The sequence below is a fragment of the Pseudomonas sp. AAC genome, from assembly GCF_000725445.1.
Taxonomy (GTDB): domain Bacteria; phylum Pseudomonadota; class Gammaproteobacteria; order Pseudomonadales; family Pseudomonadaceae; genus Pseudomonas; species Pseudomonas citronellolis.
In genome coordinates this window covers 389990-410864 of record NZ_KL647100.1, presented here as the reverse complement: position 1 = coordinate 410864, position 20875 = coordinate 389990, and the positions used below count along the sequence as shown (strand labels likewise).

The following is a 20875-nucleotide window of genomic DNA, read 5'->3' as shown; positions in this document are numbered from 1 at the left end:
CCGGCGGCTCCTGTGCGGGGGATAAGGAAACACGCAAACGGACCACGCAATCCCGGCGCCACACCTCGACCGCGCCGGACGACAACGCCCATGACACTTGCCTGGCGCCAATCTGTCAATGAGTTCCCTGGCATATGCGCGGCGCTGCAAATAGCCAGGGGTTCGAAGCAGGCCCGCTCAAGGCGCCGGCGCGCCGGCCAGGGCGGGAAAATCCTCCGGGGTGAGGGTTTCCCGCTCCAGCAGCAGTTGCGCGCCGGCCTCCAGGTCGCTGCGGCGTTGCTCCAGCAGGGCCCGGGCGCGGCGGAAGGCTTCGTCGATCAGCTCGCGCACGCACAGGTCCACCTCGCGGGCGGTCTGCTCCGAGTAGTCCTTCTCGCGCAGCCCCGCCAGGTGACCGTTGTCGCCCGCGAGATAAGGCGCGTTCTGCCGCTCCAGCACGGCCTGGCCGAGCTGCTCGCTCATGCCGAAGCGCGTCACCAGTTGGCGGGCGATGTCGGTGGCCTTGGCCAGGTCGTCGGCGGCGCCGGTGGAAATCTCGTCGAACACCAGGGCCTCGGCGGCGCGCCCGGCCAGCAGCACTACCATGCGGTCCTTGAGCTCCTGGCGGCCGATCAGGAAGCGGTCCTCGGTGGGCCGTTGCAGGGTGAAGCCCAGGGCACCGATGGCGTGGGGAACGATGGAGACCTTGTGCACCGGGTCCATGCGCGGCAGCGAGGCCGCGGCCAGGGCATGGCCCATCTCGTGGTAGGCCACCACCTTGCGCTCCTGCGGCAGCAGCAGCCGGCTGCGCCGCTCGGCGCCGGCGACGATACGCTCCACCGCGGCGGTGAAGTCGGCCATGCCCACCGCCTCGGCGCCGCGCCGGGTGGCGCCGATGGCGGCTTCGTTGACCAGGTTGGCCAGGTCCGCGCCGGTGAAGCCGGTGGTGATGGCGGCGATCTGCCCGCAATCGAGGTCGGCGGCGGCGCTGACGCGTTTCAGGTGCACCCGCAGGATGGCCTCGCGGCCCCGGCGGTCCGGGCGGTCGATAAGAATCTGGCGGTCGAAGCGGCCGGCGCGCAGCAGGGCCGGGTCGAGCACTTCCGGGCGGTTGGTGGCGGCCAGCAGCACCACGCCTTCGCGCGGGTCGAAGCCGTCCAGCTCGGCGAGCAGTTGGTTGAGGGTCTGCTCCTTCTCGTCGTTGCCGCCGAAGGCGCCCAGCCCGCGCATCTTGCCCAGGGCGTCCAGCTCGTCGATGAAGATGATGCAGGGCGCGGCCTTGCGCGCCTGCTCGAAGAGGTCGCGCACCCGCGCAGCACCCACGCCGACGAACAGCTCGACGAACTCCGAGCCGGAGATGGAGAAGAACGGCACCCCGGCCTGGCCGGCCACCGCCTTGGCCACCAGCGTCTTGCCGGTGCCGGGCGGGCCCACCAGCAGGATGCCCTTGGGAATCCGTGCGCCCAGGCGGCTGTAGGTGGGGCGATCCTTGAGGAAGGACACCACCTCCTGCAGCTCGGCCTTGGCTTCGTCGATGCCGGCCACGTCGTCGAAGGTCACCCCGGTGTCGCGCTCGACGAACACCCGCGCCTTCGACTTGCCGACGCTGACCATGCCGCCGAAGCCCTGTTTCTCGGCCAGCCCGCGGAAGAAGAACACCCACAGGCCGAAGAACAGCAGCACCGGCAGCAGCCAGCCCAGCAGCTTGGCCAGGCCGCTCTGGGTGACGCCGGAGAAGTCGACCTGGGCTTTCTCCAGCTCCGCCGCCAGCTGCGGCTCGACGCGGTTGGTGGTGAAGCGCGTGCGGCCCTGGATCGGCTCCTTGAGGGTGCCGCTGATGCGCTCCTGGTCGACGCGCAGGTCGCTGACCTTGCCGGCGTCCAGCAGGCGCTGGAACTCGCTGTAGGGAATCGGCGCCTCGGCCGAGTACTCGCCCAGCCAGTTCTGCACCAGCAGCATGGCCACGAAGGCCACGACGAAATAGCCGAGGTTCCATTGATGGTGCTTTTCCATGGCCATGCTCGCTCCCGTGCCGGCAGAGGGGGATGGATGCACGCCGGGCTCCGGCGTTGGCGCCATTGAGGCACGAACCGCGGCGCGGGAACTTGGCCGGGATCAAACAAAGGCGGAGGCGGCGTGTGCGAAGGATAGCCGCCGGGCTCAGTGGCCGCCGCGTTGCAGCTGGAAGCGGCAGACCTGGCCGCCGCGCAGCAGGCTCCAGGGTGGCCCGAAGAGTGGCTAGCCGGGCGCCAGGCTCAGGGGCTTGGCTGGCCGCTGCTGTTCCGACAGCGCCATGTCCAGCGCCTGGCGCAGCTCCAGCGCCAGTTTCGCCACGGCGCGCAGGCTGTCCCAGTCGTGGCGGGGGATCTGCGGGATGGTCAGTTCCACGTCGCAGCTGTTGGGCGCGAGCAGTTGCACGGTCATCGAACCGTCCGCTTCGAGGGTGCACTGGCAGCGGTAGGGCGTGAAGCTGTCTTCGAGAATGCGTTTGGCCTGCAAATAGGTTTGCATCGGGTGGCTCCCGAGTTATCGACTTGATTGAAGCGGGTCCGCAGGGTACGGCGAAGCTGGGATCGGTCGTCCGATCACGCCGAAAAGCCGACGTCAGGAAATGAACAGTAGCTTGCTAGCGAGTTGCCGTTATAACGATTTCTCATCTGCAACCAGCGAACGCTCCTTTCGGCAACCGCCTCGCCGCCCGGCAGCGCCGTGGCGGCAGGGGCAGGGCGGGCCTGGCGACGGACCCGGGGGAACGCGGTGAGCGTCTGGCCTTGCGCGGCGGGGACGATCCCTGGGCCACCTGGCGCGACACCCGCCAACACAGCGGATGTGGCGGCAGTTGGGGGAGGCGCGCTAGGTGCCTATGTGCGATTCACCCGGTTGTTTCTGTGGAGGTTTCAACGATGGATAATCGCGGACGGAGTCCGCTCCTACGGTTCCAGGAAGCACGGCTTTTCGTAGGATGGCGTTGAGCGAAGCGATACCCATCAGCGCAACCGCATGGGTTTCGCAAGCTCAACCCATCCTACGAAAAGCGCCTCGGTGCAGTCGGCAAGACAGTTGCTCCTACATTGTTTTCCGGGTTATTCCCGCGAACGCGGGACGCGGCTCCATCGCGAACAGCGCTTGCGCTGGCCCGAAGGGGAATAACCCAATAGACAGTTGCTTATAAGCGCATCCGGATATCGCAGCGGCAGGTATGTTCCAGGACTCCAGATAAAGAGCGGCTATCCACGGGCGGATATACGATATCGCCGTATAGAATTACCGGGCCTGGAATGACCGTTGAAAACGAGGTGAACTCCATGGAGGTCTGCCTTATGGTTCGAAAGACCTTTGCGGATGTATGGCTTCAGGACTTTGGGCGTTTGGATTCGCAGAAATTGTCCGGTATATTCATCGGTTGGAAAAACTTTTGCTGAAGGAGTTTCCCATGTCCAAGCTGGCAGAGTTTCGCGCTGTCGAGAAAGCGCTCGCAGAACAGATGGCCCACCTGGAGTCGCTGAAGAACGATGTCAATCTGCAGAAGGAAATCGAGTTCGAGCAGAAACTGAATGAACTCATGCAGGCATACGGCAAGTCCCTGGGCGACGTGACCGCCATCCTCGATCCCCGGGCCCACGGCGAAGCGCCTGCGCGCGCGGGGCGGGGCGTGCGCGCCAAGCGGCGCGCGCGGGCGGTCAAGGTCTACCGCAACCCGCACAGTGGCGAGGTCGTTGAAACCAAGGGCGGCAACCATAAAGTTCTGAAGGCCTGGAAGGCGGAATATGGCAGCGATGTCGTGGACTCCTGGCTGCAGAAGAAGTAACCACTTTACGCAGAGTTAGCCAAAGCGCCGCGCTCGATCACCGATTCGGTGCCCGCCACTGAGTTTCCGCGCGTTCTTATTCCAGAATTTCGGCGGTATTTCCCCGCTGTGCCATTAGTGTGCGCGCAGGGAACTGCCGTCCGTCCGTATGGCTCAAGTATTTCAATTGGCTGACGATTCATTGCGGTAGAAATTTTTGCCAGGGGTTGTGTCTTGCAGATTAGTCAGGAAAGTCTGGTTCGCCATCTTCGTCATCAGTTCAATGCACTTCTGGGCGTATCACTGTTCTCCTGGGCGACGATGGCCGGGCTATTGATATTCATCTGGCTACATGGCCAGGCCCTGGGCGTGAAGTCATTCGCCTGTTTCGTTCTGGGAGCCTGCCTGAGTTCGGTGCAACTGTTCTTTCTGGTACTGGTCGCGGTGCGCATGCACCGCACCATGAAAACCCGTTCGAAACTCTTGTCGAGCCTTGAATACGAGTCCGGCCACGATGTACTGACCGGCGTGCTCAACCGCCGTGGTTTCGACCTGTCGCTGCGCCAGGCGATGTCGGCGGCGGGGCACCAGAAGAAGTCGCTGACCCTGCTCTACCTCGACCTGGATGGCTTCAAGCAGGTCAACGACCTGCATAGCCACGCCGTGGGCGACCGCCTGCTGCGGGTGGTGGCGAACAAGTGGAGCAGGACCATACGCGGCGGCGACCTGCTGGCGCGGCTGGGCGGGGATGAGTTCGCGCTGATCACCGGCGCCACCGGCGCGGAGGTCGAAGCGCTCTGCGAACGCTTGCTGGGGGTGGCGAAAGCCAGCCTGCTGGAAGAGTTCCCGGCCCTGCAGATCGGCGTCAGCATCGGTGTCGCCGAGTTTCCCCGCGACGGCCGGCAGGCCGACGAACTGGTCCTGGCCGCGGATTCGGCCATGCTGGTCGCCAAGGCCCTGGGCAAGTCCTGCTTCCAGTGGGCGCTGCCGTCCTCGGAGCGGGGCAGGGGCGTGGCGTCCCCGGTTGCCTAGACCGGCTGGCCGAAACCGGCAGGGGTCGCCTGCCGGTTCGCATTCCATCCCATGCCGCCACCCGTTGCTCAGTGGTGGTAGCCCTCGCCGACCTTGACCTTGCCGCGGAACACGTAATAGCTCCAGGACGTGTACATCAGGATGAAGGGCAGGATGAACAGCGCGCCGATCAGGGCGAACAACTGGCTCTGCACTGGTGAGGCCGCCTGCCAGATGGAGACCGCCGGCGGGATGATGTTCGGCCACACGCTGATGCCCAGCCCGCTGTAGCCCAGGAAGATGACCAGCAGCGTGAGCATGAAGGGCGTCACCGTGGCCCGGTGGGCGAGGGTGATCAGGGTGGCGAAGAAGCTGAACAGCAGCAGCGCCGGAACCGGCAGGAAGTAGATCAGGTTCGGCAGGCTGAACCAGCGCTGGGCGATCTGCGGGTGCGACAGGGGCGTCCAGATGCTGATGATCGCGATGGCGAACAGCAGTATCCAGATGAAGTAGGAGGAATAGCGGTACATCTCCGCCTGCAGCTGCCCTTCGGTCTTCATGATCAGCCAGGTGCTGCCCAGCTGCGCGTAGGCCACCAGCAGGGCGAAGCCGCAGAAGATCGGGAAGGGGCTCAGCCAGTCGAGGCTACCGCCGGCATAGGCGTTGTTGGCCACCGGGATGCCGTCGATGAAGGCGCCCAGCGCCACGCCCTGGGCGAAGGTCGCCACGATGGAGCCGCCGATGAAGGCCTTGTCCCACCAGTGGCGGTTCCTGTCGCTGGCCTTGAAGCGGAACTCGAAGGCCACGCCGCGGAAGATCAGCCCCAGCAGCATGAGCACCAGGGGCAGGTAGAGCGCGCTGAGCAATACCGAATAGGCCAGGGGAAAGGCGCCGAACAATCCCGCGCCGCCCAATACCAGCCATGTTTCGTTACCGTCCCATACAGGGGCGACGGTATTCATCATGACGTCGCGTTCTTCCTTGTTCTTTATTGCAAGGAAAAGAATGCCGATGCCCAGGTCGAAGCCATCCATGATGACGTACATCATGATGCCGAAGATGATGATCAATGCCCAGATGAGTGTGAGATCGACGCCCATGTTATTCGCTCCTCAAGTTTGCAGTGCTTGCGCTTAACGGTCGTCGGATGCCGACAATGGACGTGCGGGCGTACGCATCTGGCCTGCACCGCCTTCGATGGGATGTTCCGCATCGTGGGGTTGCGGCCCCTTATGTACGAGTTTCAGCATATAGGCGATGCCGGTGCCGAAGAGTGCGAAGTAGACAAGAACGAAAAGTACCAGGCTGATGGTCATTTGCGCGGTGGTTTGCGCCGAGGCGGCATCGACGGTACGCATGTATCCGTAGACCACCCAGGGCTGCCGGCCCATTTCGGTAGTTACCCAGCCGGCCAGCAGGGCAATGAGTCCCGAAGGGCCCATGCAGAGCACGAACTTGAGGAAAAAGCGGGAATCGTAGAGTTTTCCGCGCCATCTAAGATATAGACTCCAGAGGCCGGTAAGTATCATCAGGAGTCCCATGGCTACCATTATCCGGAACGTCCAGAAGATAACCGTGGAGTTTGGCCTGTCTTCCGGCGGGAATGATTTGAGTGCGGGAATCTGGCGATCCAGACTGTGGGTGAGAATAAGACTTCCCAGCAGAGGAACTTCTATGGCGAAGTGGGTTTTTTCCGCCTTCATGTCGGGCCAGCCGGCCAATATCAGCGGTGAAGGTTCGCCCGGAACATTCTCCCAGTGCCCTTCGATGGCCGCGATCTTCGCCGGCTGGTGTTCCAGCGTGTTGAGCCCATGGGCATCGCCGACCACGGCCTGGATGGGCGCGACCAGCAGCGCCATCCAGGCCGCCATGGAGAGCATGGTGCGCGCGGCCTCGTCGTTGCTCCGGCGCAGCAGGTGCCAGGCCCCGGAGGCCCCGACGAAGAAGGCGGTGGCGAGGAACGCGGCGATGGCCATGTGCGCGAGCCGGAAGGGGAACGACGGGTTGAAGATGACGGCCAGCCAGTCGACCGGCACCGCCCGGCCATCGACGATCTCGAAGCCTTGCGGCGTATGCATCCAACTGTTGGAAGACAATATCCAGAAGGTGGAAATCAATGTGCCCAGCGCGACCATGGCTGTGGCGAAGAAGTGCAGGCCCCGGCCTACGCGCTCCCAGCCGAACAACATCACGCCGAGAAAGCCCGCCTCGAGAAAGAACGCGGTCAGAACTTCATAAGTCAATAAGGGTCCGGTAATACCGCCGGCAAAGTATGAAAAGCGGCTCCAGTTGGTGCCGAACTGATAGGCCATTACCAATCCGGAAACGACACCCATGCCGAAGTTGATGGCGAAAATCTTCACCCAAAAGCTGTAAAGATCCTGGTAGACATCTCTTCCGGTTCTAAGCCAAAGACCTTCGAGTACCGTCAGGAAACTGGCGAGACCAATGGTGATGGCCGGAAAGACTATATGGACGCCAACGGTGAAGGCAAACTGCAGACGAGCCAGATCACTTGCGGTCGAGCTGTATGTGTCCATGCTTTCTCTGCCTTGTGGAGTGGAGGGAAAGTTCGCCGGAGAGTGTCGGGCACAAAGCAAGCTAACTAAGTGACCGCTTGCGCCTGTGCAACTCTCGTTCTTTGCCTTGACATCTCGGAAGTGCGCCGCTTAGATTCTAGAACACGATCGAGCGGCATGAGCAAGCTATTTTTTCTCGCAACTTCCTGTTGATCTCATCCGGCAAGTCATGTAACAGGCGCCAGTTTTTCGTTGGCTGGCGACGATGGTCTCTTCTTGAAAGAAAGAAGTTTTGTTTTTTCGGGAGGGTAGAGCGCAAGGCAATATCGCTATAGCGGAGAAAGATAATCGCTATAGCGTCTGAACATATAAAACTGTCGAGCCACGCCCAACTATCGGCCTGCTCGTATATATGGAGCGATCATGACTATTCGACGCAAGGTACCTGGTGTTCGTAAATACGATGGTCCCGCTGGTGGTTGGGGCGCTCTCAAGGCGACGGCCACGGCCGTCCGGGAACAGATGGATACCCTCAAGGCGCCCATCACCCTGATGCGCACCAACCAGCCCGACGGCTTCGACTGCCCCGGCTGCGCCTGGCCGGACAAGGAGCACAGGTCCACCTTCCAGTTCTGCGAGAACGGCGCCAAGGCGGTGACCTGGGAGGCCACCAGCAAGCGCGTCACCCCCGAGTTCTTCGCCAGCCACCCGGTGGCTTCCCTGCTGCACCGCAGCGACTACGAGCTGGAAGACCTCGGGCGCATCACCCACCCGCTGGTGTACGACCGCGCCTCGGACACCTACCAGCCCATCGAGTGGGAAACCGCCTTCGCCCGCATCGGCGAGATTCTCCGTGGCCTGAAGCCCGACGAGGTGGAGTTCTACACCTCCGGGCGGGCCTCCAACGAGGCGGCCTACCTCTACCAGCTGTTCGCCCGGGAATACGGCACGAACAACTTCCCGGACTGCTCGAACATGTGCCACGAGCCCACCAGCGTCGGCCTGCCGCGTTCGATCGGCATCGGCAAGGGCACGGTATCGCTGGATGACTTCGAGGCCTGCGAGCTGATCATCTCCATCGGCCACAACCCCGGCACCAACCACCCGCGGATGATGGGCACGCTGCACGAGGCGTCGCGGCGCAAGGTGCCGATCATGGTGTTCAACCCGCTGCGCGAGCGCGCGCTGGAGCGTTTCGCCGACCCGCAGGACATGATCGAGATGGCCACCTACGGCTCCACCCGCATCGCGTCCTCCTACTTCATGGTCAAGGCAGGCGGCGACGCGGCGGCGATCAAGGGCATCATGAAGGCGCTGCTGGAGATCGAGGACAGCCTGGGCGGCGCGCTCGACTACGAGTTCATCAAGCAGCACACCGTCGGCTTCGATGCGCTGGTCGCCGACCTGCACGCCACCCAGTGGCCGGACATCGAAGCCGCCAGCGGCCTGAAGAAATCCGACCTGGAAATGGTCGCGGCGGCCTACGCGAAGTCCAACGCCACCATCGTGACCTACGGGATGGGCATCACCCAGCACAACGAGGGCACCGCCAACGTCCGGCTCATCTGCGACCTGCTGATGCTGCGCGGCAACTTCGGCAAGCCCGGGGCCGGCATCTGCCCGCTGCGCGGCCACTCCAACGTCCAGGGCAACCGCACGGTGGGCATCACCGAGAAGCCGTCGAGCGCCTTCCTCGGCAAGATCGAACAGGTGCTGGGCTTCAAGCCGCCGGCGCAGCATGGCCACGATGCCGTGCAGGCGATGCAGGCGATGATCGACGGCACGGCCAAGGCGCTGATCTGCCTGGGCGGCAACTTCGCCGTGGCGCTGCCCGACCCCGGCCAGTGCTTCCCGGCCATGGGCAAGCTGGAGCTGAGCGTGCACATCGGCACCAAGCTGAACCGCACGCACCTGCTGGTGGGCAAGCACAGCTTCCTGTTCCCCTGCCTGGGGCGGACCGAGCTGGACGTGCAGGAAACCGGGCCGCAATCGGTGACCGTGGAAGACTCCATGTCGATGGTCCATGCCTCGGCCGGCAAGCTGAAGCCCGCTTCCGACGTCCTGCTCTCCGAGCCGGCCATCGTCGCCGGCATGGCCAACGCCACCCTGCCGGACAGCAAGGTGCCCTGGCTGGAGCTGGTCGCCGACTACGACCGCATCCGCGACCTGATCGAGAAGACGGTGCCCGGCTTCGACGACTTCAACGCCCGCATCCGCGTCCCGGGCGGCTTCCGCATGCCGCTGCCGCCGACCGAGCGCAAGTGGGACACGCCCTCGGGCAAGGCCGAGTTCTTCGTCTTCCCCGGCCTGCACGAAGACAAGGTGGTGGAGGGCGAAGACGTCCTGCGCCTGGTGACCATCCGCAGCCACGACCAGTACAACACCACCATCTATGCGCTGGACGATCGCTACCGCGGCGTATTCGGGCGGCGCGACGTGCTCTTCATGAACCCGGACGACCTGGCGGCCAGGGGTTTGGAACATGGCGACCTGGTGGATATAGAAACAATTACCGCGGGGCGCAAACTGCGTTACGAGAAGATCACCGCCATTGAATACAAGATCGCCGCGGGTTCGGTCGCCGCCTACTATCCCGAAGCCAATAGACTGGTGCCGCTGGACTACATAGACGTCGACAGCGGAACGCCCTCCTATAAATCCGTGCCGGTTCGGGTGATGCGCTCGGAAGTCAACTGAACCAAGTTGCCCAACATATAACCGGGGTGCCAATGGAACCCCTTTCTTTTTCAGCCTTACTTGCAGTTCGGAATAGAACCATTCGGCACGCGCGATGACGATTGTCATGCGCCCGCTATTATCTGGTAGTCTCGAACGCCCAACCGTGATGGTAGTTGCCAAGCAAAATGACAGAAGAACTCCCCAATCCCCAGGCAATCGACAGTCCGATCACCAGTAGCGCGATCTTTCTCGTGATGACGCTGGTTTCCGGCGAGGAAAACCGCGATGCCGTGCGCGCATTGTGCGGGGATATCGCCGCCCTGGTGCGTTCGGTCGGCAAACGGGCGCCGGCGGGCAATCTTTCCTGCGTCGTAGGCTTCGGCTCCGAGGCCTGGGACAGGCTGTTCGGCGCGCCTCGCCCGGCGGCGTTGCACACCTTCCGCGAAGTGGGTTCCGGCGAGCGCGTGGCCGTTTCCACGCCGGGCGACATCCTGCTGCACATCCGCGCGGACCAGATGGACCTGTGCTTCGAACTGGCGACCCAGGTGGTCACCCGGCTGGGCAAGGCGGTGGAAGTGGTCGACGAAGTCCAGGGCTTCCGCTACTTCGACATGCGCAGCATGGTCGGCTTCGTCGACGGCACCGAGAACCCTGCGGGCCGCGAGGCGGCCCACTTCACCCTGATCGGCGACGAAGACCCCGGCTTCACCGGCGGCAGCTACGTCATCGTGCAGAAGTACCTGCACGACATGGCCGGCTGGAACCAGCTGTCCATCGAGGCCCAGGAGCGCATCATCGGGCGCACCAAGCTGTCCGACATCGAGCTGGACGAATCAGTCAAGCCGAGTTGCTCGCACAGCTCCCTCACCACCCTGGTCAAGGATGGCAAGGAAGTGAAGATCCTGCGCGACAATATGCCTTTCGGCCGGCCGGGGGCGGGGGAGTTCGGCACCTATTTCATCGGTTATGCCCGCTCTCCCGAGCCCATCGAGGAAATGCTGCAGAACATGTTCGTCGGGCGCCCGGCGGGCAACTACGACCGCCTGCTGGATTACAGCCGCGCGGTGACCGGCAGCCTGTTCTTCGTGCCTTCCGCCGACCTGCTGGAACAGCTCGGCGAATAACTTTCCCTATCCGAGCGATTTTCCCGGCAACTTCCCTGGACTATTGCGGCGACTCACTTTGCCGCAATAGTTTCGCAGCAACTCTGAAGTTGCTCCGGCATGTTCCGCTGAGTTTCCGCCGTTTCATTGTTTTGTAACTATAGCGTCGCTGCTTATCATCTTTCGTTGCTTGGCTGTCGTCGATTTCGTCTGGCGCTCTTCCACTTCCCGGACTATGGTGAACGGACGGTGTAATAGCCGTTCCTGCTTTTCGAGTTCTTCTGTCTCTTTCGTTTCGAAAAAAACAGTGCATGTCCAGGCTTCGGGTTCGTTATTGAACTCATCCACGGGTATGCGCTGCTGGAGATGCGGCCGCTCGATTACAAGCGCCCACTTGTTGCGTGGAGAAAGTTCATCATGGCGACTCTCTGTGAAATCTGTAATGCGCGACCCGCCGTTGCCCGCGTGACCGTCGTACAGAATGGCGAGCGCAAGTCGATGTCGATCTGCGACCACGACTACCGTCAGTTGATGCGGCACCAGAGCATGCTCAATCCGTTCGACTCGCTGCTGGGGGGCGGCGGGCTTTCACGCTTCTTCGACAGGTTCGGCGGCGCGGGCGAGGAGGGCGATGGCTTCGGCATGGCCGCCGAAGTGCCCCGCGAGTCGGTCGATGCCACCGACGCCTTCAGCGCCCAGACCCTGGAGATACTCCAGCGCGCCGCGGAAAAGGCCCACGAGCTCAGGCGCAACGAGCTGGACACCGAGCACCTGCTGTACGTGCTGGCCGACACCGACGTGGTGGTCGCCCTGCTCAAGGAGATGAAGCTGTCCCCGCAGGACATCAAGGGCTACATCGACCAGCACGCGCAGACCGGCAACGCCTCCGCCGACGCGCCGGTGGACCGCATGACCATCTCGCCGCGCCTGAAGAAGGCCTTCCAGCTGGCCTTCCAGGCCTCGCGGGACCTGGGGCATTCCTACGTCGGCCCGGAGCACCTGCTGATCGGCCTGGCCTCGGTGCCCGAGAGCCTGGCCGGCACGCTGCTGAAGAAGTACGGCGTGACCCCCGAGACGCTGCGCCAGAAGGTGGTCAAGATCGTCGGCAAGGGCGCCGAAGACGGCCGCGTGGATACCCCCAGCGGCACGCCGACGCTGGACAAGTTCGGCCGTGACCTCACCCAGCTGGCGCGCCAGGGCAAGCTGGACCCGGTGCTGGGGCGGGCCCAGGAGATCGAGAACGCCATCGAGGTGCTGGCCCGGCGCAAGAAGAACAACCCGGTGCTGATCGGCGAGCCCGGCGTCGGCAAGACGGCGATCGTCGAAGGGCTGGCCCAGCGCATCGTCAACGGCGACGTGCCGGAAGTGCTGCGCGGCAAGCGCCTGGTGGAGGTGAACCTGAACTCGATGGTCGCCGGCGCCAAGTACCGCGGCGAGTTCGAGGAGCGGGCCAAGCAGCTGATCGACGAAGTCACCGCCAAGCACGACGAGCTGGTGCTGTTCATCGACGAGTTGCACACCATCGTCGGTGCCGGGCAGGGCGGCGAGGAGGGCGGGCTGGACATCGCCAACGTGCTCAAGCCGGCCCTGGCCCGCGGCGAGCTGAGCCTGATCGGCGCCACCACGCTCAACGAGTACCAGAAGTACATCGAGAAGGACGCCGCGCTGGAACGCCGCTTCCAGCCGGTGTTCGTCCCCGAGCCGACGGTGGAGCAGACCATCGTCATCCTCCGGGGCCTGCGCGACAAGCTCGAGGCCCACCACCAGGTGACCTTCGCCGACGATGCCTTCGTCGCCGCCGCGGAACTCGCCGACCGCTACATCACCAACCGCTTTCTGCCGGACAAGGCCATCGACCTGATCGACCAGGCCGCCGCCCGCGTGCGCATCGGCGCCACCTCGCGGCCGGCGGACATCCAGGAGCTGGAGGCGGAGATCGCCCAGCTCAAGCGCGAGCAGGACTACGCGACCTCGCGCAAGCGCTTCGACGAGGCTAAGAGCTTCGAGGAGCTGATCGGCGAGAAACAGACGCAGCTGGAGGAACGCTCCGAGGCCTGGGAACGCAAGACCGGTTCCGAGACCCTGGAGGTCACCACCTCGTCCATCGCCGAGGTGGTCTCGCGGCTGACCGGCATCCCGGTGGCGGAGCTGACCCAGGAAGAACGCCAGAAGCTGCTGAAGATGGAAGAGACGCTGCGCGAGCGGCTGATCGGCCAGGAGCACGCGGTGGTGGCGGTCAGCGATGCGGTGCGCCTGTCCCGCGCGGGCCTCGGCCAGGCCCACAGGCCCATCGCCACCTTCCTGTTCCTCGGCCCGACCGGGGTGGGCAAGACCGAGCTGGCCAAGGCGCTGGCGGAGAGCGTGTTCGGCGACGAGCAGGCGATCATCCGCATCGACATGTCCGAGTACATGGAGCGCCATGCCGTGGCCCGGCTGATCGGCGCGCCGCCCGGCTACGTCGGCTACGACGAGGGCGGTCAGCTGACCGAGCGCGTGCGCCGGCGGCCGTACAGCGTGATCCTGCTGGACGAGATCGAGAAGGCCCACCCCGACGTCAACAACGTGCTGCTGCAGGTCTTCGACGACGGCCGGCTCACCGACGGCAAGGGCCGGGTGGTGGACTTCAGCAACACCATCATCATCGCCACCAGCAACCTCGGCGCCTCGATCATCATGGACAACCTCGAACGCCCCGAGGCCGAGCGCATGGACGACAAGGCGCTGCGCGACGAGCTGATGGGCGTACTCAAGGGGCATTTCCGTCCGGAGTTCCTCAACCGCGTCGACGACATCATCGTGTTCCATGCGCTGTCCCGCGACGACATCCGCGCCATCGTCCGCATCCAGCTGCAGCGGGTAGTGCGCACGGCCGCCGCGCAGGACATCACCCTGACGGTCGATGAGTCCCTGGTCGATCACCTGGTCGACGTGGGCTACCAGCCCGAGTTCGGCGCCCGCGAGCTGAAACGGCAGATACGCCAGGAAGTGGAGACGCGCCTGGCGCGGGAAATCCTCGGGGACAAGGTGGTTTCCGGAGACAGCATCGCCCTGGGCTACGACAAGGAGGCCGGCAAGGTGACGCTGGAGAAGGGCGGCGCCCAGCCCCCGGCGGCTGAGCCGCCCGCGCCGCCGGCCGACGCGGAGCAGACCGGAACCTGAAGACGGGCGGACGGGTAGCGCTCACCGCGGGCGCTACCCGTGCCCTCACCAGCGCGCGGCGGCCTGGCTGTCCGTCTCGCGGGCCGCCACCCATTGCCAGCCGTGGGGCGTGCGTTCGCGCTTCCAGAACGGGGCGCGGGTCTTCAACTGGTCCATGATGTATTCGCAGGCTTCGAAGGCGTCCCGCCGGTGCCGGCTGGTGACGCCGACGAAGACGATCGGCTCGGCCGCCGCGAGGGCGCCGACGCGGTGCAGCACTTCGAGGTCGAGCAGCGCCCAGCGCTCCCGCGCCGCCGCGGCGATCTGCTCCAGGCTCCTTTGCGTCATGCCCGGGTAGTGCTCCAGGAACAGCTCGCTGACTTCGGCGCCGCCGTCCAGGTCGCGCACGTAGCCGACGAAGCTCACCAGGGCGCCGGCGCCGCCGGAGCGCCCGCGCAGCCGCTCGATGAGTTCACCGGCATCGAAGCCCTGCTGTTGCACGCAGATGCTCATTCAGCCTCCCGTCACCGGCGGGAAGAACGCCACTTCGTCGCCATCGGCGAGGGGCTCGTCCAGGCTGCATAACTCCTGGTTGCGCGCGCACATCAGGTTGCCCTGGCTGAACACCTCGGCCCAGGCGCCGCCGCGGCTGGCCAGGTGGTCGCGGAGGTCGCCCAGCGTGGCCAGGGCCGGCTGCCAGGGCAGGGGCTCGCCCTCGCTGCCGAGCAGTTCGCGGTAGCGGGCGAAGTACTGCAGGCGGATCATCGCGCATCCTCCACCTGGTACAGGCCCGAGCGGCCGCCGACCTTGCGCAGCAGCCGCACCCAGTCGATCTGCATGCCGCGGTCGATCGCCTTGCACATGTCGTAGAGCGTCAGGGCCGCGACGCTGGCCGCTGTCAGGGCTTCCATCTCCACGCCCGTCGCGCCTTTCAGGCGGCAGCTCGCGACGATGCGCACCGAGTCCGGCAGCACCGGCTTGAGCTCGACGCTGACCGCGCTGAGCAGCAGCGGGTGGCACAGCGGGATGAGTTCGTGGGTGCGCTTGGCCGCCATGATCCCGGCGATCCGCGCGGTGGCGAAGACATCGCCCTTGGGGTGGCCCTGTTCGAGGATCAGGTCGAGGGTTTCAGGTTTCATCCTGATCCAGGCTTCGGCCACGGCTTCGCGCTGGCTGTCCTGCTTCGCGGTGACGTCGACCATGCGGGCATGGCCGCGATTGTCCAGGTGGGTCAGCGTCGCCGCGGACTCATGGGCTTGCTTCATCGGGACTCCGGGGCGCGCGGGTCAGGGCGCCGGGCTGTAGAGCCTGGGCAGGCTGTGGTGGGGAAGGTGGATGAGGTTGAGCTGGTTGCGGCGCGCCCATTCCACGGTCAGGGCGGTGGGCGCCGAGAGGCTGACCAGGGTGCCGATGCGCGCCCGCACCGCCTTGTGAATGAGTTCCAGGCCGCAGCGGCTGGTGACGACGACGAAGCCCTCGGCGGGCTCGAAGCGCGCCTGGGCCATGGCGCCGATCAGCTTGTCCAGGGCGTTGTGCCGGCCGATGTCCTCGCGGCACAGGCGCACCTCGCCCTGGGCGTCGAGGTACAGGGCGGCGTGCAGGGCGCCGCTGTCGCGGGCGACCGTCTGGGCGGCGTTGATGCGCTCGCGCAGGCCCTCCAGCAGGCGCGCTTCCGGCAGTGGCGCGAGGCGCAGCGGGGTCAGCGCCGGCAGCGCCTGGTCCAGCGCCTCGACCCCGCAGATGCCGCAGCCGCTGGTGCCGGCCAGTTGCCGGCGGTGGTCCTTCAGCGCCCAGAAGGCGCGGTTGGTTATTTCGACCTGGGCCAGGTACGACTCGCCGGAACCGGTGATTTTTATATCGCGGATTTCATCCGGGGAAGTGACGATTTCATTGGTCAGGCTGAACCCCCTGACGAAGTCTTCCATATTACCTGGCGATATCATCATCACCGCTTGGTTGATGCCGTTATAACTGATGGCCAATGCCGTTTCCCGGGCAAGTACGGCCTCGCCGATTATCCAGCTCTCGCCCAACTCGACATAACTATAGGTTTGCGCGGGCGCGGGCGGCGCATTGATATCGGATATATCGGTTCGAGCTTCGTCGATCAGCTCCATCACGGCACCTTGTGTCTTATTGCCTGTTTTCAGGTTACGCAGGCGATCAAATAACGTCCAATCGCTTGTTCCGATCCGTCAATAAGACTCCTCTATGACGGAAACAACGCATTCGATGCAGGCCGGAAGTTGCTTTCACGGCCGGGTTTCGATGGCGCCGCTCTGCGCCGCCAGCAGCACTTCGGGGCTGTTCAGGTTCTGCAGGCGCAGGTCCTGGCAGGAGCACGGCAGACCCTTGGCCCGGGCGGCCAGGAGTAGCCGCAGAAGACTTCGCTCGCCCGCCGCCCAGGCCGCCTCCAGGGTCGGCAACAGGGCCTTGGGCAGCAGGCTGAACATCGGCTGCCATTGGCTGCCCTGGCGCAGCATCAGCGGGTAGCCGAGGCCCTTGCCGAGGTGCGCCAGCATGGCGCGGACGAGCGCCCGGTCGACCAGCGGCGCATCGCAGGGCAGCACCAGCATCCATTCGTGCCTGGCCTGTTCCAGGCCCGCGATCACACCCGCCAGGGGGCCCGGATAGCCGTCGACCGAATCGCTCACGCAGCGGTCCGAATAGGTCGCGTAGAGAGCCTGGTTGCGGTTGCAGGAAATGATCAGGTCGTCGGTCAGTTCGCGCACCACGGCATGGATATGCGCGATGAACGGCTTGCCGCGGAAGAGCATCAGTCCCTTGTCCTTTCCTCCCATTCTCTGGCCCTTTCCACCGGCGAGCAGAAGTATGGAACAGGGTATTTCGATAGTGCTCATGCTCGTTGTATCCGAAGGCTCGGAATCGAAGGCGGAAAACTACAGAACTTCCAGCGGGTGAGTCCAATTGCAAATGCTTACCGGAAGATAGATGCGCCTTATCGGGAACACTCTTCTTGTCGATAGAAGACTCCGATCGGAGGGTTTGCCATATCGATTGGACGACGCCGGTCTTTGTCTCTAGTTTCCACGGAAACTTCCAACTGGAGCGATGCCCCGTGAGTGTCAAACCGAATACGGAATTCATTCCGCTGAACATCGCGGTATTGACCGTCAGCGATACGCGAACTTTCGAAAACGATAGGTCGGGCGAGTTGCTGGCGAGCCGCTGCGTCGAGATCGGCCACCGCCTGGTGGCGCGCGTGCTGCTCAAGGACGACCTCTACCGGATACGCGCGCAGGTCGCCGCCTGGATCGCCGACGATGACGTGCAGGTGGTGCTGATCACCGGCGGCACCGGCTTCACCGGCCGCGACAGCACTCCGGAGGCCGTCGCCTGCCTGCTGGACAAGCAGGTCGAGGGCTTCGGCGAGCTGTTCCGCGCGCTGTCGATCCTCGACATCGGCAGCTCCACCGTGCAGTCCCGCGCCCTGGCCGGCCTGGCCAACGGCACCCTGGTGTGCTGCCTGCCGGGCTCCACCGGGGCCTGCCGGACGGCCTGGGAGGGCATCCTGGTCGAGCAGCTCGATTCGCGGCACCGCCCCTGCAACTTCGTCGCGCACCTCAAGCCCGGCAACGCCTGCGGGCCGCGCCAATGAAGGGCGCGGCGCTGATGCCGGTCGACGAGGCCCTGGGCCGCCTGCTCGACCTGGCGCAAGGCTCGCCCATCGCCGATATCGAGGAACTGGCGCTGGCCCTGGCCGACGGCCGCGTGCTGGCGCGCGACCTGTTCGCGCGGACCGACTCGCCGCCCTGGGCCAACAGCGCCATGGATGGCTATGCCTTCAGGCTTGCGGACCTGGACGGGCGGGCGCTGCGCATCTCCCAGACGATCTTCGCCGGCCAGGCGCCGGCGCCGCTGGAGCCCGGCACCTGCGCGCGCATCTACACGGGCGCGCCGCTGCCGGAAGGGGCCGACTGCGTGCAGATCCAGGAGAACTGCAGGCTGCTCGACGACCAGCGGGTGCTGATCGAAGGCCAGCCGCGGGCCGGCGCCAACGTTCGGCCGCGGGCGGACGAGATCGCCGCCGGCGAACCTCTGCTCGAAGCCGGCCGGGTATTGGGGCCGGTATCCCTGGGGGTTCTGGCTTCCCAGGGCTATGAGCGCGCGCCGGTCGTGCGGCGCCCCCGGGTCGCGCTGCTTTCCACCGGCGATGAACTGGTCGCCGCGGGCCAGGCGCTGGCGCCCGGGCAGATCTACGACAGCAACCGCACGCTGCTGCGGGTGCTGCTCCAGCGCCTGGGTTGCGAGGTCGTGGAGCTGGGCCGCGTGGGAGACGACCCCGAGGCGATCCGCGCGGCCCTCGCCGCCGGCCGCGCGAACGACCTGATCCTCAGTTCCGGCGGCGTCTCGGTGGGCGAGGCCGATTTCATCGGCCAGCTCCTGCGCGAGCAGGGCGAGGTGCTGCTCTGGAAGCTGGCCATCAAGCCGGGCAAGCCGTTCACCTTCGGCCAACTGGACGCAACGCCCTTCATCGGGCTACCGGGGAACCCCGGCTCGTCCCTGGTGACCTTCCTGCTACTGGTGCGGCCCTACCTGCTGCGGCGGATGGGCGTGGCCGCGGTCCGGCCCAGGCGCTACCCGCTGCCGGCGGGCTTCGACTGGCCTTCGGCGGGTACCCGCCAGGAATACCTGCGGGTGCGCATCGAGAACGGTGTCGCCCGGCTGCTGCCGGGGCAGAGCTCCGGCACCCTGCTGAGCGCGGCAGTGGCCGACGGCCTGCTGGAAGTCCCGGCGGGCAGGACTTTCGCGGCGGGGGAATGGCTGGACTTCCTGCCGTTCGACGGGCTCTGGGGCGCGGCGAATGACGTGCGCTGAGCATTACATCGTCATCGGCGACAACGCCCTGGCCTACAACGCCTGGCGGGAACTGAGCGCAAGGGGCCAGGCCGCGATCCGCCTGCTGCCCAGCCGAACCTCGACGGCAGCCCCGGACGCCGTGCTGGGCGATCCTCAGGACGCGGAAGTGCTCCGGCGGGCGGGCGCGGAGAGGGCGGTGGCCATACTGGCGATGCTCGACGACGATTCGCACAACCTGGCCGTGCTGCGGGCATTGCAGGCGCTCGCCTGCAGTGCGCTCACGGTGGTGACGGTCAATGACTCGCGGAACCTTCCGCGTATCCGCCAGCTGCGGCCCGGCGCTGTCATAGCGCCGGTGATGGAGGATGGGGGAGTGGCTGCGCGTATCGTTCAGGGTGGGCAGATACCTTTGGACCTGCTGCCGCACTGTGTGCTCCAGCAAGAGAGCGCTGCAGGCGAGCACGGCTTCTCGTAGGAGCGAGCTTGCTCGCGAACAAATACGGTGCCATGCGGTTCGCGAGCAAGCTCGCTCCTACGAAGAACACCTCCGGCGCGGCCCGGTGGCTTTCGTGCCTTGGGTTGGCTCCGCTCCCTCTCCCTGAAGGGAGAGGGAGCTTGTCCGTGCCGGCGGATAGGAATGGTTTCAACCTGAACCGTCATCTCCGGCTGACGCCGAAACATCCACTCACTCCGAACGGTCCCCTCTCCCTTCAGGGAGAGGGTTAGGGAGAGGGGCTCTTGGCTCCAACAACCCCCAACCTGACCTAGAACAACGGCAACGTATAACTCACGATCAACCGGTTCTCATCCTGGTCCCGCTGCGTCGCCGTGCCCGAGCCGCTGACCGGCAGGCCGCTGCGCATGGTGGCGTTCTTCCAGGCCAGGCCCAGGCCTTTGAAGGTGCTTTCGGGGACCACGTAGCCCACCGCGATGTCGCGTTCCCATTCGCCCTGGTCGCCGCGGCCGGTCCGGATGTCGTCGGCGTTGAGGTAGAGCACGCTGAAGGTCAGGCCCGGCACGCCGAGCTTGGCGAAGTCGTAGGCGTAGCGGCCGATCCAGGTGCGTTCGCCGGCGTGGTTGAATTTCAGCAGCTGGGCGTCGGTGTGCAGGTAGGTGCTGGTGCCTTCGCCGTCGCCGCGGTTCAGGTAGGGGAAGTCGCTGTCGCCGGTGAGCACCTGGTAGCCGGCGCCGATGCTGTGGCCGGCGAGGCTGTAGGTGAGCAGGCCGCTGTAGACGTTGTTGTCCACCTCGCCCTTGGTCAGGTTGTTGCCGTAGTAGCCGCTGCTGACGTAGCCGTCGGCGCGGCCGGAGGCGCTGCCGTTCTTGCCGTCGGAATCGCTGATGAACACCCGCCGGTCGGTCTTCAGGGTGCCCGGGCCGACCGCCCAGTTGTGCGTCAGGCCGAGGAAGTGCTGCTGGTAGAAGTCGGTCAGCTGGCCGTAGTAGTACTGCAGCGTCAGGTCCTTGGTGGCCTTGTAGTCGCCGCCGGTGAAGTAGAACTTGTTGCTGTCGCGGGAGCTGGCGCTGCTGCCGTTGGCACCGGCGATGGACATGCTGCGCCAGTCGGTGGAGTTGCGGCCCTTGGTGTGGGTCAGCTGGCCGCCGATCAGCATCAGATCCTTGAACTCGTTTCCGTTATTTATTTTTTTATATAGCGATATTTGTAAAAAACGCCATGAATATGGCGTTGATAGAAAACAAGGGCGCTTCTTCTTGCTACGTAAGGCGCTGGCTATGACGCCAAACTGCAAGGGAAGTGTCAAGCGATATTTGATTTTCCTAGAGAATGAAAGGCGAAGTGCATTGGCGGGTACTCGGGATCGATCTTGCAAGATATG

At 64.9% G+C, this 20875-nt stretch carries 18 protein-coding genes and 1 pseudogene; 8 read left to right on the top strand and 11 right to left on the bottom strand.

All coding sequences use genetic code 11. The features are described from left to right. Window positions 1–177 precede the first annotated feature (177 nt). Together ftsH and FG99_RS25200 are read right to left on the bottom strand one after the other, a co-directional pair. On the bottom strand, window positions 178–1992 hold the full coding sequence (ftsH, locus tag FG99_RS25205) for an ATP-dependent zinc metalloprotease FtsH (protein WP_043273007.1): 1815 nt from the start codon (window positions 1990–1992) through the stop codon (window positions 178–180). A gap of 225 nt (window positions 1993–2217) precedes the next feature. Then, on the bottom strand, window positions 2218–2490 hold the full coding sequence (locus FG99_RS25200; RefSeq protein WP_009621889.1) for a DUF1652 domain-containing protein: 273 nt from the start codon (window positions 2488–2490) through the stop codon (window positions 2218–2220). A 922-nt stretch (window positions 2491–3412) separates the two neighbouring features. Here FG99_RS25200 and FG99_RS25195 point away from each other — a divergent pair. Both FG99_RS25195 and FG99_RS25190 read left to right on the top strand, forming a co-directional pair. Then, a complete protein-coding gene (locus FG99_RS25195; protein WP_043272859.1) occupies window positions 3413–3787 on the top strand; it encodes a histone-like nucleoid-structuring protein, MvaT/MvaU family in 375 nt (124 codons plus the stop codon). A 393-nt stretch (window positions 3788–4180) separates the two neighbouring features. Beyond that, on the top strand, window positions 4181–4798 hold the full coding sequence (locus FG99_RS25190) for a GGDEF domain-containing protein (protein ID WP_157763268.1): 618 nt from the start codon (window positions 4181–4183) through the stop codon (window positions 4796–4798). Between the two features lie 68 nt (window positions 4799–4866). Here FG99_RS25190 and cydB read toward each other — a convergent pair whose 3' ends face one another. Continuing rightward, complete coding sequence (cydB, locus tag FG99_RS25185) at window positions 4867–5877, bottom strand: cytochrome d ubiquinol oxidase subunit II (RefSeq protein WP_043272857.1); 1011 nt, start codon at window positions 5875–5877, stop codon at window positions 4867–4869. A gap of 33 nt (window positions 5878–5910) precedes the next feature. Beyond that, window positions 5911–7317, bottom strand: a complete 1407-nt coding sequence (locus FG99_RS25180) for a cytochrome ubiquinol oxidase subunit I (RefSeq protein WP_043272855.1) — start codon at window positions 7315–7317, stop codon at window positions 5911–5913. Between the two features lie 402 nt (window positions 7318–7719). On the opposite strand from FG99_RS25180, the gene FG99_RS25175 reads away from it, so the two are divergent. Both FG99_RS25175 and FG99_RS25170 read left to right on the top strand, forming a co-directional pair. Next, on the top strand, window positions 7720–9993 hold the full coding sequence (locus FG99_RS25175) for an FdhF/YdeP family oxidoreductase (RefSeq protein ID WP_043272853.1): 2274 nt from the start codon (window positions 7720–7722) through the stop codon (window positions 9991–9993). 167 nt (window positions 9994–10160) lie between these two features. Next, entirely contained in the window at window positions 10161–11099 is a 939-nt protein-coding gene (locus FG99_RS25170) for a Dyp-type peroxidase (protein ID WP_043272852.1), read from the top strand. Window positions 11100–11222: 123 nt separating this feature from the next. Here the strand turns inward: FG99_RS25170 and FG99_RS32250 are convergent, their stop codons facing one another. Next, window positions 11223–11426 (bottom strand): hypothetical protein, encoded by a 204-nt coding sequence (locus FG99_RS32250; protein WP_141766090.1) that lies wholly within the window; start codon window positions 11424–11426, stop codon window positions 11223–11225. A 69-nt stretch (window positions 11427–11495) separates the two neighbouring features. Between FG99_RS32250 and FG99_RS25165 the strand changes: the two genes are divergently transcribed. After that, window positions 11496–14237 (top strand): ATP-dependent Clp protease ATP-binding subunit, encoded by a 2742-nt coding sequence (locus tag FG99_RS25165; RefSeq protein WP_052267790.1) that lies wholly within the window; start codon window positions 11496–11498, stop codon window positions 14235–14237. Window positions 14238–14282: 45 nt separating this feature from the next. Here FG99_RS25165 and FG99_RS25160 read toward each other — a convergent pair whose 3' ends face one another. The 5 genes from FG99_RS25160 to mobA all read right to left on the bottom strand — a co-directional run bounded on the left by FG99_RS25160 (window position 14283) and on the right by mobA (window position 17077). Further along, window positions 14283–14729: a molybdenum cofactor biosynthesis protein MoaE gene (locus FG99_RS25160; protein WP_043272851.1), complete on the bottom strand. Its 447-nt coding sequence runs from the start codon at window positions 14727–14729 to the stop codon at window positions 14283–14285. Next, complete coding sequence (locus tag FG99_RS25155; protein WP_043272850.1) at window positions 14730–14981, bottom strand: MoaD/ThiS family protein; 252 nt, start codon at window positions 14979–14981, stop codon at window positions 14730–14732. Further along, window positions 14978–15481, bottom strand: coding sequence for a cyclic pyranopterin monophosphate synthase MoaC (gene moaC / locus FG99_RS25150; protein WP_043272848.1), 504 nt, complete (start codon window positions 15479–15481; stop codon window positions 14978–14980). The genes FG99_RS25155 and moaC overlap by 4 nt, the downstream gene beginning before the upstream one ends. Window positions 15482–15502: 21 nt before the next feature. After that, a complete protein-coding gene (fdhD, locus tag FG99_RS25145; RefSeq protein ID WP_043272846.1) occupies window positions 15503–16333 on the bottom strand; it encodes a formate dehydrogenase accessory sulfurtransferase FdhD in 831 nt (276 codons plus the stop codon). A 135-nt stretch (window positions 16334–16468) separates the two neighbouring features. After that, window positions 16469–17077 carry a molybdenum cofactor guanylyltransferase MobA gene (gene mobA / locus FG99_RS25140; protein ID WP_043272845.1) on the bottom strand — a complete coding sequence of 203 codons (609 nt, stop codon included), beginning with the start codon at window positions 17075–17077 and terminating at the stop codon, window positions 16469–16471. Window positions 17078–17295: 218 nt separating this feature from the next. Here mobA and moaB point away from each other — a divergent pair, with 218 nt between their 5' ends. From moaB to FG99_RS25125, 3 genes are read left to right on the top strand one after another with little or no spacing between them, the layout of a single operon-like run. Beyond that, entirely contained in the window at window positions 17296–17835 is a 540-nt protein-coding gene (gene moaB / locus FG99_RS25135; RefSeq protein WP_043272843.1) for a molybdenum cofactor biosynthesis protein B, read from the top strand. Window positions 17836–17849: 14 nt separating this feature from the next. Next, window positions 17850–19055, top strand: coding sequence for a molybdopterin molybdotransferase MoeA (gene glp / locus FG99_RS25130; RefSeq protein WP_099049110.1), 1206 nt, complete (start codon window positions 17850–17852; stop codon window positions 19053–19055). After that, entirely contained in the window at window positions 19042–19512 is a 471-nt protein-coding gene (locus FG99_RS25125) for an NAD-binding protein (RefSeq protein ID WP_051879241.1), read from the top strand. Before glp ends, FG99_RS25125 begins: the two co-directional genes overlap by 14 nt. Before the next feature lie 289 nt (window positions 19513–19801). On the opposite strand, the pseudogene FG99_RS25120 reads toward FG99_RS25125, so the two are convergent. Continuing rightward, window positions 19802–20665 (bottom strand): annotated as a pseudogene (locus FG99_RS25120) (OprD family outer membrane porin); the annotation flags it as partial. Between the last annotated feature and the right edge of the window lie 210 nt (window positions 20666–20875).

Excerpts from the sequence above, each read along its gene's own strand:
- FG99_RS25200 (WP_009621889.1), bottom strand. The coding sequence starts at position 2,490 with ATGCAAACCTATTTGCAGGCCAAACGCATTCTCGAAGACAGCTTCACG.
- cydB (WP_043272857.1), bottom strand. The coding sequence starts at position 5,877 with ATGGGCGTCGATCTCACACTCATCTGGGCATTGATCATCATCTTCGGC.
- mobA (WP_043272845.1), bottom strand. The coding sequence starts at position 17,077 with ATGAGCACTATCGAAATACCCTGTTCCATACTTCTGCTCGCCGGTGGA.
- FG99_RS25170 (WP_043272852.1), top strand. The coding sequence starts at position 10,161 with ATGACAGAAGAACTCCCCAATCCCCAGGCAATCGACAGTCCGATCACC.
- FG99_RS25175 (WP_043272853.1), top strand. The coding sequence starts at position 7,720 with ATGACTATTCGACGCAAGGTACCTGGTGTTCGTAAATACGATGGTCCC.
- FG99_RS25165 (WP_052267790.1), top strand. The coding sequence starts at position 11,496 with ATGGCGACTCTCTGTGAAATCTGTAATGCGCGACCCGCCGTTGCCCGC.
- FG99_RS25180 (WP_043272855.1), bottom strand. The coding sequence starts at position 7,317 with ATGGACACATACAGCTCGACCGCAAGTGATCTGGCTCGTCTGCAGTTT.
- FG99_RS25195 (WP_043272859.1), top strand. The coding sequence starts at position 3,413 with ATGTCCAAGCTGGCAGAGTTTCGCGCTGTCGAGAAAGCGCTCGCAGAA.
- glp (WP_099049110.1), top strand. The coding sequence starts at position 17,850 with ATGCCGGTCGACGAGGCCCTGGGCCGCCTGCTCGACCTGGCGCAAGGC.
- fdhD (WP_043272846.1), bottom strand. The coding sequence starts at position 16,333 with ATGGAGCTGATCGACGAAGCTCGAACCGATATATCCGATATCAATGCG.
- FG99_RS25155 (WP_043272850.1), bottom strand. The coding sequence starts at position 14,981 with ATGATCCGCCTGCAGTACTTCGCCCGCTACCGCGAACTGCTCGGCAGC.
- FG99_RS25125 (WP_051879241.1), top strand. The coding sequence starts at position 19,042 with ATGACGTGCGCTGAGCATTACATCGTCATCGGCGACAACGCCCTGGCC.
- ftsH (WP_043273007.1), bottom strand. The coding sequence starts at position 1,992 with ATGGAAAAGCACCATCAATGGAACCTCGGCTATTTCGTCGTGGCCTTC.
- moaC (WP_043272848.1), bottom strand. The coding sequence starts at position 15,481 with ATGAAGCAAGCCCATGAGTCCGCGGCGACGCTGACCCACCTGGACAAT.
- FG99_RS25160 (WP_043272851.1), bottom strand. The coding sequence starts at position 14,729 with ATGAGCATCTGCGTGCAACAGCAGGGCTTCGATGCCGGTGAACTCATC.